The sequence below is a fragment of the Sphingobacterium sp. UBA5996 genome (assembly GCF_002429765.1).
Lineage (GTDB): Bacteria > Bacteroidota > Bacteroidia > Sphingobacteriales > Sphingobacteriaceae > Sphingobacterium.
Genome location: NZ_DJAS01000014.1, coordinates 249342 through 264701 on the forward strand (window position 1 = coordinate 249342; position 15360 = coordinate 264701).

Below are 15360 nucleotides of genomic sequence, written 5' to 3' on the forward strand. Positions count from 1 at the left end.
TGGGACAAATACCTGGTGATTCGTCGGGTATTGCATAATCTAGAGAGAAACATGGCTGAACAACACACCAAAACTGCTTTAATAACGGGTATAACAGGACAAGATGGTGCCTATCTAGCAGAATTCTTATTAAAAAAGGGGTACAAAGTACACGGCTTAAAGCGTCGAAGTTCTTTATTTAATACGGATCGTATTGACCATCTTTATCAAGACCCTCATCTTGACAATAGAAATTTTACTTTGCATTTTGGCGATTTGACTGATTCAACCAATTTAATTCGTATTATACAAGAAACCCAACCGGATGAGATCTACAATCTTGCTGCTCAGTCTCACGTAAAAGTTAGTTTTGACACCCCAGAATATACTGCAAATGCAGATGGTATCGGTACATTACGTATTCTTGAAGCGGTGAGGCTATTGGGGATGATTGAGAAAACCCGGATTTATCAGGCGTCTACTTCTGAGCTTTATGGTTTGGTGCAAGCGGTTCCACAAAGCGAAACAACACCTTTTTATCCCCGAAGTCCTTATGCTGTAGCCAAAATGTATGGTTATTGGATTACTGTAAATTACCGCGAAGCCTATAAGATGTATGCCTGTAATGGTATTTTATTTAATCATGAGAGCCCGGTAAGGGGAGAAACCTTCGTGACACGTAAAATCACCAGAGCAGTTGCAAAGATAGCTCTTGGACTTCAGGATAAGCTATACCTCGGTAATCTATCCGCGCAACGCGACTGGGGGCATGCGAAGGATTATGTGGAAGCGATGTGGTTGATTCTTCAGCAGGAAACACCCGAAGATTTTGTAATAGCAACAGGTGTGACCACTACCGTTAGAGAGTTTGTGCGGATGGCATTTGCTGAATTGGGTATTGAGATTGAATTTAGTGGAAAAGGAGAACAGGAAAAGGGTGTTATTATCGATATTGATGAAGAGCGTTTGCTGCAGTTGAATATCGATCAGTCAATGATTAAATTTGGTCAGACTGTTGTCAAAGTTGATCCTGCATATTATAGGCCGACTGAGGTCGACTTACTTATTGGTGATCCGACAAAAGCAAATACAAAACTTGGATGGCAGCCAAAATATGATCTCCAGATGCTGGTAACAGATATGGTACAATCTGATCTTCACTTGATGAGGAAGGAAGAATACTTGAAAAAAGGAGGATTTGAGACTTTAAATTATTTTGAATAAGTTACAATCTGTAGCAGAAAATAAAACTGGAATAATTTTTGTTTAAACATTCAATGGTATAGTTGTATACTATGAATATGACAGTATATTATGATAAATTCAGACGTTGTTTCGAGTAAGAAAGAAGAAGAAAAAAAGAAAGATTCTTCGAAAATTTACTTCTTTATCATTGCGATAGCAGCATTACTTGCAACGAATATATATTTTTATGTTAAGTTTAAAACCAACGGTGAAAAGGTTTATACGCTTACAGTAGAAAAAGAGAATCTTCAGGTACAGATAGATCGTATTGAAGCTGAATTGGATAAAATTGATGTAGAAAATGTGCAATTGACTCCTGAGATGACGCTGCAAAAAGAGGATTCCAGAATGGAGATTGCGGTGCTTCGTAAGAAGCTCGAAAATAAAAGTATTACTCCCAAAGATATCGATGAAGCGCAACACAAGATCAACCAGCTTAAAAAACAGGTTGATACCTATCGCGTAAATGTTCAAAGGCTGATTCAGGAAAATCAAATTTTATCCAAACAAAATATCAATCTGAACGAATCTGTAGTCGAAAAGGAGAAGCAAATTACTTCATTGGTTACTTCAAATTCTGAATTGAAAGAGAAGGTTGCAACAGCTTCTGCCTTGAAAGTTTCAAGCATTAGTATGAATGGCCTTGAAGTCAAAAAAAATGGAAAGGAATTAGTAGAAGAACGTGCGAAGAAAATTGATAAGTTAAAAATCAGTTTTACCATTGCTGATAATCCTTTAGCAAAAAATGGAGAACGTGATATATATGTTAGAATTATCGACCCACAAGGAAATCTAGTCGTGCAGGACGATAATATTTTCTATGTACATGGCGAGAAATTACAGTATACATTTAAACATAATATTTTGTTTACCAACAAGGGTGAAGATTATATCATTTATTGGGCAGCAGAGCAGGGATTTTCTAAAGGTGCCTATACGGTATTGTTATATGAAGATAATGCAATCATGGGACGATCTACGATTGTATTGCGTTAAAAGGAGATAAACAAATAAACTAAAAGCTCTTTACATGATTGTAAAGAGCTTTTTTGTGAAGTACAAATTCTTACTATATCGATCCGTAAGGATAAGGGTATGGCTATCAAGTAGCTTTAACGTATTAAACACCATCATTATTGAGCTATAAGCCGGATATACTTGGTTTCTCCAATTTCTCTTATCTCTGTTGTGGCTAAATCACTATTAAGATTCTGCCTGCTGTAAGGGAAGCAGGATATGAAATGTCGTGCCTTCGCCTTCTACGGTCTCAAAATAGATCTGACCGTTACTGGCTTCGATTGTTTTCTTGACAAGTACCAATCCTAAACCATTTCCCGAACTTTTTGTGGTGAAATTTATCTGGAAAATTTTATCCTGCATTTCCTTCGGAATTCCATACCCATTGTCTTTGACATCGATTTTAACAAAATTATCCGAGTAGCGTTCAATGGAAATTTCGATCTTCATGTTTTTTCGGCCATAGCCACCCTCGATAGCATTTTTTATTAAATTATTGAACGTCCGCAAGAGTTCATTACCATCAGCTTTTACAATCAATGTTTTGTGATCAGCGTTATTGATGAGACGGATACTTACACTCGGCGTATTATTGTATAACGAAATAGACTTTGTTATTTTTTCAACGATATTGATATTCTCCATCATCGTATTTGGAAATTTTGCAAAATGCGAAAATTCGGATGCAATATGCGTTAGAGCATCGATTTGCTCGATAAATGAAATAGAGAATTTATTAAATCTGTCTGGAAATTTAGGATCATCATCTTTGTAAGATCTGCGTAGTTGCTGAATACCCAATTTCATTGGTGTCAATGGATTTTTAATTTCATGTGCTATCTGCTGAGCCATCTCACGCCAGGTGGATTCCCGCTCCGTATCTTTGATTTTATTGGCATAGTCTTCAAGTTTTATGATCATGAGGTTGTATTCTTTGATCAATGTACCTATTTCATCATTTCGCTGCCAAAATAACGGCTCATTGGGTTGTCCCAAGCGCAGCTGTGAAATTTTCTTACTGATGATGCTCAGTGGATTGGTGACACTGTTGGCAACAAACGTGGCATAAAACCCAAAGCCAATGATGATCAGCGAATAAATATTTACTATGGTATTTAAAAGAAGATTTTTATTGATATTTTCTTCTTTTTGAAGGGAGAAGTTTGGTATGCCAATATAAGCCAGGGTATTGTAATTTTTGTCCCTGATGGTGGCATAACTAGTCTCAAATTGGAAAGTACCTATCCGCTCATCTTCAATCGTCTCCGACTTTTTTAATATCGATAGATTCTTCAGTGCAGCGGGATTGATGAATGTAGAGAAAAGCTCCAAATCGTAAATTCTACGCTGTGAACTATACAGCAACCTGCCTGATTTGGAATAAAGATTGAAGTCCTTGGAAATTGTTTCGGACAATGTCTTTAGAATGCTGATGAGTTGAGTTTCGGTGGAAATTTCATCCGTATATGTCAGCATATTTTCCATCCGTTTGCCAAGTTCAATTATAAAACGCTCTTTACTTGTTTTATTGTTGTTATAGAGTTGTTTATTGATACTGATATAAGAAATTACACCTGAAATAAGAATAGCGAGTATAACGGAGGAGATAATAGATGTTTGAATACGTGTAGAATATTGTATCTTATTCACAATTCTGTAGAACTGATACTTTAAATTTCGGATAGTAAGCTTGGTGTTTTTAAGAAAAATATAGAGTGATTTTATGAAGTGGTACAGCATGAAAATCATAAAGAACACCAGGAATAGAAAAGATGTAGTTGCTAAATAGTCCCAAAAAGAAGGTTTTTGTTTACTGATAACATAGGTTGAAAATTTATTGGCGATGTAGGCCATGTGCAGGTATGCATCTTTGTCTAGAATCTCAATATATTCTCCAGGAGTACCTTTGAGACCTCTTAAATTGTTTTCATATGTGTATTTTCCAAATTGTGTTATTAGAGAACCTGCTTTATAAAGGGCTATCGAATAATCTCCTTTATTATAATACTGTGAGTTGTTGATCCGCATATCGGTAAGGATTTCGGGATAAGGGACCGTGTAACTGAAGTCTTTATTGGAGAGATTGATAATAACGTTGACGATTCTATTTTGGTCAATCGACACTGGAATGATAGAAAAGTATTCATGTGTACCGAGTTCTCCGCCGGCACGATAGAAGTTTTGAGTTACTTTTATCGACTTATTGATCACTTTTTCGCGATACTCATTGAGCTTATTCTGGCTTGCAGCATTCAGTGGATTATTGTTCTGATCATAATAATAGGCTTTGAATTCGTATTTGGAGAGATAGCCGCTAAAGTATTTTTTCTTAATGAAGTCGTTGATGCCCTCCGTGTTTGTGTAGGGTAGACTGATATTAAATAGATGCTTTAATTCTTGATCGTTTGCCAGACTACTTTCAATATCGGAGAATAACGACACGGCATTTGCATCATCTTCGGACTGTAGGTTGCCCAACAATATCTTCATGTCAATCAAGTTTCTTTCCTGGTAGAAACGAGCGTGCGTAATAGCACTTATGATTGCCCAAAGTATCAGTACCGCGATATAGTTTGTGAGTATATGCCGATTGAAATACTTCTCACCGAATGATTTAATAAGGATAATTAGCGCGAGTAGTAAGTTGACAAGGCTATTTTTTTCTATATAAAAGGAAATGATCAAAATGACAAAGATGACGCATGCCAGTTGGATATTTAGTAACTGCGTTGGCTTTAACTCTAATTTTTTAAGAAAAAAGAGCACAAGGTCGATGTAGATACTTAAGGCCAAAATACCTATGCCGACAATGCCAAGATCGACCCAACTTAAGAAATGTAAATCGACCAGTTTTGTAAAATCAAAATAAATATTATTGGAGTGCGTAATTAACGTTCCGGCGATATCGTATAATAGCGCGAACGACAGGTATATACTCAGAATAAATCCGATGGCTATGGGCACTCTAAAGAGCCGGATATTTTTTATTTTGTCAAAATTAAGCTCTTTGCGAATTGAATAGATAAATAGAATGAGCCATAATATTAAAATTGTGGTGGACATGACCGACCAGATGTTCGGGAAGAAACGATTATAGGCATAGTTGCGCGAGTCGAAAATTGAAAATGTCGCATTTTCAGATAGCAAATTCCATTTAAGATCGGCGAATTTGACCAAACTAAATATCGCCAATAGCAATAGTATAGACCACCAAGCCCTGCCTGTTTTGGCCATATGAAGGCAAAGACTATTGAAGAAGATCAACCACGCAATTAAAGCAAGTAACCAGCAGAAAAATTGCAAAATTGTATAAGCATTTTCATGCTCTCCGTCTTTGAGCTTAACAGAAAAAAGGTAAGACCCCTCTTTACTGTAAATGTTTTTAATGGTTACCGTATCTGTATAGGAGGCAATATCGATATTTCTGGAGTCGAAGAAGTTTCTCCGCAGTGAACTGCTTAAATAGAGATTGTTGTTGTTGGTATATCCTTTTACAATAATATAGGCGAGTATACTGATATTACCAATTGTTTTCTTTCTAACGACGTAAGAGCGGTTATCATCTTGGATAAAATTGGATTTTTCAGGAAATCCCTGATCAGTAATCGGTACAAATAGATGTGTGCTCCACATCTTCGGCTCATGGTCCTTAAAAAGAAATAGATAGACATTTTCTTTGGTTTTGAATTTTTCAAAGGCCTGATAAACCGCGATTGGATACTGATCGTAGTTTTTGAAAGTTTTGAGCAAAAGAGAATCGTTGAAAATACGGTCGACTTTTTTCTCTTGTTGAGCGATATAGTTATTGAGTGATTTTGTATCAATGTCTAATATTTCCTTATTGGTAACAGATTCTTTGATGGTGATAGCTGTTCCTATAAAGCATAGCGTTAAGATAAGTAAGAGTAGTCGAATTTTTATACCAGAATTCACATTCATCAATTTACATTATTGTAAATATAAAAAAAAGTCCTTGCTTTCTTATGGCAAGGACTTTTATATTATTTTTCTATATGACCTCCTTTGATTGGTCAGAGAGAATTTTTGCACTGTTTTCGCTGCTTTGTAAGCTATTGAAAACACGAAAGGTATCGAATGCCAATAATTAAACGTGAGGCTCTTCTTGTCGGAAGATTTTAGCAGTCAAATACTCGCGGTTTAGGCGAGCGATGTTTGTTAGTTTAATGCCCACAGGACATTCAGCTTCACAAGCCCCAGTATTTGTACAGTTACCGAAGCCTTCTGCATCCATTTGATCTACCATCGCCTGCGCGCGTTCATATCGCTCAGTTTGCCCTTGTGGTAACAGTGCAAATTGAGATACTTTTGCCGATACGAATAACATAGCAGAAGCATTTTTACATGCTGCGACACAAGCGCCACAACCGATACATGTCGCTGATTCGAAAGCTTCGTCAGCAATACGTTTAGGGATAGGAATAACATTGGCATCAGGAACACCACCTGTATTGATATTTACATATCCACCTGCCTGTTGAATGCGGTCAAAAGAAGTACGGTCAACAGCAAGGTCTTTTAATACAGGGAATGCAGCAGCTCTCCAAGGCTCAATCACGATCGTTTGTCCGTCGTGGAAGCTACGCATGTGTAATTGACACGTTGTAGTACCTTCTTTCGGACCATGCGGGCGACCGTTGATCACCAATGAGCACATCCCACAGATACCTTCACGACAGTCGTGATCGAAATATACGGGATCTTCTCCTTTACGAGTCAACTCTTCATTGACAATATCAAGCATCTCTAAGAAGGACATATCATCAGCGATATTGTTTGCCTGATAAGTTACAAATTGACCTTTATCTTTATCATTTTTTTGACGCCAAACTTTTAGCGTTAAATTCATATGTTGTGCCATGATAATTTTCTTTCTTATTTATAACTTCTTTGTGTTAACTGAACGTTCTCGAATACCAGGTCTTCCTTGTGTAATTCCTCAGGTACATTGTCTCCTTTGTACTCCCAAGCAGATACATATGCGAATTCATCGTCATTACGTTTTGCTTCACCTTCTTCGGTTTGGCTTTCCAAACGGAAGTGACCACCACAAGACTCTGCGCGTTGTAAGGCATCCACAACCATCAATTCGCCCAATTCTAAGAAGTCAGCTACGCGGCCAGCTTTTTCTAACGAAAGATTTAATTCTTCATTTTCTCCAAGCACTCTAACATTCGTCCAGAACTCTTTTTTCAACTCTTGAATCAAACCTTGCGCTTTTTGCAAACCTTCAGCTGTACGAGCCATACCACAATATTCCCACATAATGAGACCTAATTTTTTGTGGATATCATCAACAGTTTGTGTACCGTTTAAAGACAATAATTTGTTGATTTTCTCTTCAACTTCCTTGCGGGTAGCTTCGAAAGCGGGATGATTATGATCTACTGGTGCAAATGAACCTAATTTTGCTAAGTAATCTCCCACAGTGTAAGGAATGACGAAGTAACCGTCGGCAAGACCTTGCATTAATGCCGATGCACCTAAGCGGTTTGCACCGTGATCAGAGAAGTTACACTCACCCAAAGCATATAAGCCAGGGATTGTTGTCATCAAGTTGTAATCAACCCAAACACCACCCATTGTGTAGTGTACAGCTGGGTAGATACGCATTGGTTGTTTGTAAGGGTTCTCGTCAGTGATTTGATAATACATGTCAAATAAGTTACCATATTTAGCACGTACAGCGTCCTCTCCTAGACGACCGATAGCTTCTTTGAAATCCAAGAATACCGCGAAGCCAGTTTTACCAACACCACGACCATCATCGACAGCTTCTTTCGCATTACGAGAGGCCACATCGCGTGGTACCAAGTTACCGAATGAAGGATATTTACGCTCCAAGAAATAATCTCTGTCTTCCTCTTTGATATCATTGGCTTTGATCTCACCTTTGCGCAATCTTTCAGCCATCTCCTGAGTTTTAGGAACCCATACACGACCGTCATTACGTAAAGACTCTGACATCAATGTTAACTTCGATTGGTGATCGCCAGTTACAGGGATACAAGTTGGGTGAATCTGTGTATAACAAGGGTTAGCGAAGTAAGCGCCACGTTTGTGTGCTCTCCAAGCAGCTGTAACATTACAACCCATCGCATTTGTAGACAAGAAAAATACGTTACCGTAACCACCTGTACACATCAATACTGCGTGTGCAGCATGCGTTTCTATTTTACCTGAAACCAGGTCACGAGTGACGATACCTTTAGCATGACCATCGATCATAACAAGGTCTAACATCTCATGACGCGTATAGGATTTTACTTTCCCTTTTTTTATCTGGCGGTTCAATGCTGAATAAGCACCTAACAATAATTGTTGTCCAGTTTGACCACGGGCATAGAACGTACGGCTTACTTGCGCGCCACCGAAAGAGCGGTTATCTAATAAACCTCCATATTCACGTGCAAATGGAACACCTTGAGCGACACATTGGTCGATGATATTAACAGATACCTCTGCCAAACGGTAAACGTTGGCCTCACGGGAGCGGTAATCACCACCTTTGATTGTATCGTAGAATAAACGGAAAACAGAGTCCCCATCGTTTTGGTAACTCTTTGCTGCATTGATACCACCTTGTGCTGCAATAGAGTGTGCACGACGTGGTGAATCTTGATAACAGAATGTAATTACATTGTATCCTAACTCGGCTAACGACGCTGCTGCAGATGCACCAGCAAGTCCTGTACCAACAACAATAACTGTAAATTTACGTTTGTTAGCAGGGTTAACCAGCTTCAGATTAAATTTATGATTTGACCACTTTTGGGCTAATGGGCCCGCTGGTACTTTTGAATCTAACATATCTCTTAATTTTATATTGATCGATAGAGCCGGAGCTTTATCTTAAAAGATTCTGAATTATTTAAAGAAGAAAAACAATGGCATTATTGCAAAGCCAATTGGAATTAATACCCCAAATACCCAAACACCGATTGCTCTGACAATTCCAATATATCTTCTGTGGTTAAAACCTAAAGTTTGGAATGCAGATTGGAAACCGTGAATTAAGTGGAACGCCAAAGCTGCCATCGCAATAACATACAAAGCTACCAATGCAACATTTTTGAAAGCAAAGTCAACTTGCTTGTACAAATCTCTTGCTTTTACGATTTGAACATTGTTTTCTACCGTTTCTTGGTAGTCATGAAATTCAGATGCTTGAAGTTCTCTCGCTGTGGTTTGCCCTGTTGCCAAATCAGTACGGTATTCGATGTACGGCACTTCATCATTGTGAAACTTCCACCAAAAATTAGACATGTGTGTCGCTAAGAATACTAAAATGACAGTACCTAAGATACCCATGTTGCGTGAATTCCACTTGCTGTTTGCTTGACCATCATATTTGGCATAACCAATAGGACGGGCGGCCTTGTTTTTCATCGACAATGTGATAGCATAGATGACGTGAACAATTACCGAAGCATACAATAAGTAAGAAACAACTTTGATTGGTGTAAAGTGAGTCATAAAATAGGCGTACTTGTTGAACGCTAGACCCGCATCATCTTTAAATAATTGCAAGTTACCAACCAAGTGAACAACTAGGAATAAACATAGGAAGATTCCTGTTAAGCTCATGATTAGCTTCTTCCCAATCGAAGAACTGAAAACTGGCTTTGATTTACTCATTATCCTTGTAATTTAATTTTAATTAGGCAAATCTACTATTTGCTATTAAATATGATACCATTTTGACAAGAAAAAGCAACAATTTAGAACGGTTCTAAAGTTTATTGAAATAAAAAGTCCGTTTTGAATAAAAACGGACTTTCGAACGGTATATAAACTAGGCTTAGCCTACTATAGAATACTGAATAATCTATAGCCTAAGCCAATACTCCACATGTTGATTTTTGGATTTGCCTGGCTCTCATTATTGACTTTATTTAAACCCATTTCATAACGGAGGTCTACACGCAAACTGGAAACATCAGCGCCTACACCAAATGCCCATGATGTACCACTCTTTTTATAGTTATTTGGATTTAATTGATCAATGAATTTAGCCTGCTTGTCATCTACATTAAATGAAAATATTGGACCAGTTTGAATCCGTGCGCCAATCGGTCCCAAACCAAAACGTTTACCCAATAAAACGGGAACATCAATACTGGTGAATTTAACATTGGTGGTAGTTGTCGAGCCATTTTCATCCTTTCCATTAACAGTCGTGTTTTTACCTGTTAAATATACCTCAGGTTGAATATGGAAACCTAATACACCAACACGGCCATAAAGACCCGCTTGGTAGCCAGCTTTCGTGTCAGAATTGAAATATTTGCCATCGCTTTTAAGCTTCGAGAAGTTTAAACCTCCTTTTACACCTACCTCAAATCCGGGCAGAAGCTGCGCCTGTGCCGTTGCAACGCTACCACAAATCAAAAGTAATGCTGGTAAAATCTTTTTCATAATCTTTTATTTATGTATATATTGTATCTTTAAAGAAACTTTTACAGTCTGGTAAAGATATACAAATTTTATACCTAAATCTTAGTTATGCTGAAAATTAACGAAGAACAATGGCAAGTAGCCAAAGAAAAACTCCGCCGCAAGTACAACCATTTAACTGATGAGGATTTAGCTTTTCAAACAGGGGAGGAAGATAAACTAATCAGTAGATTGTCCTTGCGTTTGCGGCGGAAACCCTCCTATGTTTTATTTACGATAGGTAAAGAGATTCAGGATATTAGTAGCAACAGATTATGAAGAGTACCATTAGTTGGAGCGAATTCGAAAAAGTTGACTTAAGGGTAGGAACTGTCTTGGAGACGAAAGAGTTCCCTAAAGCACAAAAGGCAGCTTATCAACTGAAAATTGATTTCGGAGATGAAATCGGTATTTTACAAAGTAGTGCCCAAATTACAGTACGCTATAGCAAAGAGGAATTAATCGGAAAACAGGTGGTTGCAGTGGTAAATTTCCCTCGAAAGCAGATCGCCAATTTTTTTTCTGAGTGCCTAGTGACAGGATTTCCAGATGAAAATGGGGATATTATTTTGACCTCTGTCGATAAAAAATTACCAAATGGATCTAAACTTAGCTAAGTTTGTGCCATGACATTTATAGATTTTGAAGGAACACAACTGATTGATGGTGACGAGTCATTTATGCGTATGGCTTTGAACGAAGCAAGGGTAGCCTATGAAGAGGGAGAGGTACCCATTGGTGCAGTTATTGTTCATCGCGGCCGTGTGATAGGAAAGGGGCATAATTTGACGCAACGATTGAATGATGTAACAGCCCATGCAGAAATGCAGGCTTTTACAGCCGCTGCAAATTATCTCGGCGGTAAATACCTTGATGAATGTACATTATATGTCACTATAGAGCCTTGTATTATGTGTGCTGGAGCAGCTTATTGGACGCATATCGGGAAAATAGTGTATGGAGCCAAAGATGAAAAACGCGGTTATTCACATTATCATGATAAAATATTGCATCCCAAAACTGTAATTTCCCATGGTGTTTTGCAAGCAGAATGCGCGGATTTAGTAAAATCATTTTTTCGTCAAAAACGGTAGTAGGATATTGAATTTATTGTAACACATAAAAACATAACGTTATATATTGTGTTATATTTGTATATATAAACAAAGTAATAAACATTTAAATTAAATAGATATGGCATTTGAATTAGAAGCGTTACCATACGCAGCCGACGCATTGGAACCACATATTGATAAGACTACAATGGAAATCCACCATGACAGACACCATCAGGCATATGTGGATAATTTAAATAAAGCAATCGCTGGCACAGACGCAGAGAATCTATCGTTATTGGATATTATCAAAAATGTAAGTAAATATTCTGCAGCTGTACGTAACAACGGTGGTGGTCACTACAACCACTCTTTGTTTTGGAAAGTTTTAGGTCCAAACGCGGGCGGAGCTCCAACAGGTGAGTTAGCTGAAGCAATCGATGCTACTTTTGGCTCATTCGATGAGTTGAAAAAACAACTTCAAGCGGCTGGTGCCACTCGTTTTGGATCTGGTTGGGCTTGGTTAATCGTTGATGCTGATGGAAAATTAGCTGTAACTTCTACACCAAATCAAGATAATCCTTTGATGGATGTTGCTGAAGTGAAAGGTACACCAATTTTAGGTATTGACGTTTGGGAGCACGCTTATTATTTGAAATTTCAAAATAAGCGTCCAGCATATCTGGAAGAGATTTTCAATGTGATCAATTGGGATGCCGTAGCGCAGAACTATGCTGCAGCAAAATAAAAGTTGATTTGATAGTAAATCAGAAAAAGCGACAATTCAATGTATTGTCGCTTTTTTTTTCTGAAAGTTTCCCGTGGTGTTGGCTATAAAGAAGTTTCAGTTCGCTCTCCTTGCTGTTTGTAGCTACAAGATCACGAAGGTTTATTTCAGTAAACTGGGGCTATTTTTTATATTATTTAGATTTGTACAGCATTGCTGATAAAACCAGCACGGTATCTAGTGTGTACAAACAAATTGACAATATGCATATGAAAAATCTTTATATAATGTTGGTGGCACTTGTTGTTTTTACATCCTGTCAGGGGCAGGAACAGCGAGCAAAGAAAACAGACTTTTCAAAATTACCTGAAAAAAATACGGCTAAGCTGGATACGGCGACATTTGCCGCAGGCTGTTTTTGGTGTACCGAAGCACAGTTTAAAGAACTGAAAGGTGTTGTAAATGTTGTTTCAGGATATACCGGAGGATGGACCAAGAATCCGACCTATACCCAAGTTTGTAGCGGGAGCACCGGGCATGCTGAAGCAACGAATATTATTTTTGATCCCGGTGTGATCAGTTACGATAAGCTATTAGAGGCATTTTTTGTAGCACATGATCCTACTGAACTTAATCGACAAGGAAACGACGTTGGTACGCAATATCGGTCTGCTATATTTGTGCATACTAAACAACAGCTTGATAAGACGCGGTATTATCTTTCGGCTTTGGAAAAAGAAAAGGTTTTTAATAAACCTATTGTAACCGAAGTAGTTCCGGCGACGATATTTTATCCGGCAGAAGACTATCATCAAGATTATTATCGCTTAAATGGAAAGGAACCTTATTGTCAATTGGTCATTAAACCGAAATTGGAAAAATTTAAACGTATCTTTTCCAAGGTGGTGAAAGAGAGGCAGTAACTTTGGGTATTCATAATATTTAAGGTAATTTTACGCTATTAGCGCTATTTAGTTTCAAGTTAATAAGTTGAAGTCATGGTCTTTTATACCAAATAAGAGGGTGGATAGACTTCATGATTAATAAATAGCATTTTTGATTGAATAATAAATACTTGTAATATGTCTAAAGGATTTTTTACAGTTCCTGTTCCTACCAATGAACCGGTGTATACTTACGCTGTCGGAACAAAAGAACGTAAATTGTTGAAAGCAGCAATTGATGAGGCACGTTCAAAACAGATCGATATCCCAATGTATATTGGCGGTAAAGAAATCACTACTTCTAAAAAAGTAACAATAGCTCCTCCACATGACCATCAACATATTTTAGGTCAATACAACCAAGGTGATAAATCTCACGTAACAGACGCAATCAATGCCGCTTTAGCCGCAAAAAAAGATTGGGAAAATCTTGCATGGGAAGATCGTGCGGCGATTTTCTTAAAAGCTGCTGAATTGATTTCAGGAAAATACCGTTATGAGCTGAATGCTGCGACGATGTTGGGTCAATCTAAAAACCCCTATCAGGCAGAAATTGACTCAGCATGTGAGATCACTGACTTTTTGCGCTTTAATGTGCAATACATGACTGAGATCTATAAGCAACAACCTCCTATTTCAGGAAAAGGTGTTTGGAACCGTGTGGAACAACGCCCTCTGGAGGGTTTCGTATTTGCATTAACGCCATTTAATTTTACAGCTATTGCAGGTAATTTACCTTCATGTGTCGCCATGATGGGAAATGTCGTGGTATGGAAACCGTCCAATACACAGATCTATTCGGCGAATGTACTAATGAAGATCTTCCGTGAAGCAGGACTTCCCGATGGAGTTATTAACTTGGTGTACGTTTCTGGTCCTGATGCAGGTGATGTGATTTTCCAACACCCTGATTTTGCAGGTATCCATTTTACAGGTTCAACAGGAGTATTCCAGGATATCTGGAAAACGATTGGTAATAATATTCACCGATATAAAACGTATCCACGTATTGTTGGTGAGACAGGTGGTAAGGATTTTATCGTTGTTCATCCCTCGGCAGATCTGAAAGTTGCTAATACGGCATTGGTTCGTGGCGCCTTTGAATACCAAGGTCAAAAATGTTCAGCAGCATCACGTGCCTATATTCCTAAATCATTGTGGCCTGCATTGAAAGAATCTATGACGAACGATGTGAAGTCATTTACAATCGGTGGAACAGAAGATTTTACAAACTTTATCAATGCTGTTATTGATGAGAAATCATTTGATAAATTGGCAAAATACATCGATAGAGCTAAAGAATCTACTGATGCAGAAATTGTAGTCGGTGGTACTTACGATAAATCTAAGGGCTATTTCATTCATCCAACAATTATTGAAGCTTCAAAGCCAGATTACGAGACCATGGTTGAAGAGTTGTTCGGGCCAGTTTTGACTATATATGTTTACGAGGATGCTAAGTTTGAAGAAACATTAGCTATCGTCGACAAAACTTCCATTTATGCGCTAACAGGTTCAATTATTGCACAGGACCGTTATGCTATCAATTTAGCGACAGATAAATTAAGACATGCTGCGGGTAACTTCTATGTGAACGACAAATGTACTGGTGCTGTCGTAGGTCAACAGCCTTTTGGTGGTGCTAGAGGTTCTGGTACAAATGACAAAGCCGGGTCAATGATCAACTTGCTTCGTTGGGTGTCTCCACGTACAATCAAAGAGACATTTAATCCGGATACAGATTATAAATATCCTTTCTTGGAAAAAGGAGAATAGGGAAGCTAAGCTACCTTGATAAATAGAAAAGGACGCTTTAAGCGTCCTTTTCTATTTTTAAAAGAATTTCACTTCTCTACGCACATTTATTCTATTTGAATAGGATTAATTTTTATTATAGCATTAGGCGCGGTCAGCGAATTTTTTAGTGCGTTTGATTGAA

General features: G+C 38.0%; 13 protein-coding genes. 8 read left to right on the forward strand and 5 right to left on the reverse strand.

Annotated elements, in window-relative coordinates; all coding sequences use genetic code 11:
* Positions 1 to 51 precede the first annotated feature (51 nt).
* Together gmd and B3E00_RS11595 are read left to right on the forward strand one after the other, a co-directional pair.
* Positions 52 to 1203, forward strand: a complete 1152-nt coding sequence (gene gmd, locus B3E00_RS11590) for a GDP-mannose 4,6-dehydratase (RefSeq protein WP_209577742.1) — start codon at positions 52 to 54, stop codon at positions 1201 to 1203.
* A 90-nt stretch (positions 1204 to 1293) separates the two neighbouring features.
* Entirely contained in the window at positions 1294 to 2220 is a 927-nt protein-coding gene (locus B3E00_RS11595; RefSeq protein ID WP_209577744.1) for a hypothetical protein, read from the forward strand.
* A 207-nt stretch (positions 2221 to 2427) separates the two neighbouring features.
* On the opposite strand, the gene B3E00_RS11600 is transcribed toward B3E00_RS11595, so the two are convergent.
* The 5 genes from B3E00_RS11600 to B3E00_RS11620 all read right to left on the reverse strand — a co-directional run bounded on the left by B3E00_RS11600 (position 2428) and on the right by B3E00_RS11620 (position 10677).
* Positions 2428 to 6180 carry an ATP-binding protein gene (locus tag B3E00_RS11600; RefSeq protein WP_293938500.1) on the reverse strand — a complete coding sequence of 1251 codons (3753 nt, stop codon included), beginning with the start codon at positions 6178 to 6180 and terminating at the stop codon, positions 2428 to 2430.
* A gap of 166 nt (positions 6181 to 6346) precedes the next feature.
* The gene (locus B3E00_RS11605; protein ID WP_293938502.1) at positions 6347 to 7120 is read right to left on the reverse strand and encodes a succinate dehydrogenase/fumarate reductase iron-sulfur subunit; all 774 of its coding nucleotides are present in this window, start codon (positions 7118 to 7120) and stop codon (positions 6347 to 6349) included.
* Between the two features lie 14 nt (positions 7121 to 7134).
* Entirely contained in the window at positions 7135 to 9069 is a 1935-nt protein-coding gene (locus B3E00_RS11610) for a fumarate reductase/succinate dehydrogenase flavoprotein subunit (protein WP_209577748.1), read from the reverse strand.
* Between the two features lie 57 nt (positions 9070 to 9126).
* A complete protein-coding gene (locus tag B3E00_RS11615; protein ID WP_209577750.1) occupies positions 9127 to 9897 on the reverse strand; it encodes a succinate dehydrogenase cytochrome b subunit in 771 nt (256 codons plus the stop codon).
* A 171-nt stretch (positions 9898 to 10068) separates the two neighbouring features.
* Entirely contained in the window at positions 10069 to 10677 is a 609-nt protein-coding gene (locus B3E00_RS11620) for a porin family protein (RefSeq protein WP_293938505.1), read from the reverse strand.
* An 87-nt stretch (positions 10678 to 10764) separates the two neighbouring features.
* Between B3E00_RS11620 and B3E00_RS11625 the strand changes: the two genes are divergently transcribed.
* The 6 genes from B3E00_RS11625 to pruA all read left to right on the forward strand — a co-directional run bounded on the left by B3E00_RS11625 (position 10765) and on the right by pruA (position 15197).
* Positions 10765 to 10974 carry a hypothetical protein gene (locus tag B3E00_RS11625; protein ID WP_209577754.1) on the forward strand — a complete coding sequence of 70 codons (210 nt, stop codon included), beginning with the start codon at positions 10765 to 10767 and terminating at the stop codon, positions 10972 to 10974.
* Positions 10971 to 11312 carry a tRNA-binding protein gene (locus B3E00_RS11630; RefSeq protein ID WP_209577756.1) on the forward strand — a complete coding sequence of 114 codons (342 nt, stop codon included), beginning with the start codon at positions 10971 to 10973 and terminating at the stop codon, positions 11310 to 11312. The genes B3E00_RS11625 and B3E00_RS11630 overlap by 4 nt, the downstream gene beginning before the upstream one ends.
* Positions 11313 to 11321: 9 nt before the next feature.
* Positions 11322 to 11789 carry a nucleoside deaminase gene (locus tag B3E00_RS11635; protein WP_293938506.1) on the forward strand — a complete coding sequence of 156 codons (468 nt, stop codon included), beginning with the start codon at positions 11322 to 11324 and terminating at the stop codon, positions 11787 to 11789.
* 100 nt (positions 11790 to 11889) lie between these two features.
* Complete coding sequence (locus B3E00_RS11640) at positions 11890 to 12498, forward strand: superoxide dismutase (RefSeq protein WP_209577760.1); 609 nt, start codon at positions 11890 to 11892, stop codon at positions 12496 to 12498.
* Positions 12499 to 12746: 248 nt separating this feature from the next.
* Entirely contained in the window at positions 12747 to 13400 is a 654-nt protein-coding gene (gene msrA / locus B3E00_RS11645; protein ID WP_349681462.1) for a peptide-methionine (S)-S-oxide reductase MsrA, read from the forward strand.
* Positions 13401 to 13559: 159 nt separating this feature from the next.
* Complete coding sequence (pruA, locus tag B3E00_RS11650) at positions 13560 to 15197, forward strand: L-glutamate gamma-semialdehyde dehydrogenase (protein WP_293938510.1); 1638 nt, start codon at positions 13560 to 13562, stop codon at positions 15195 to 15197.
* Positions 15198 to 15360: the final 163 nt, after the last annotated feature.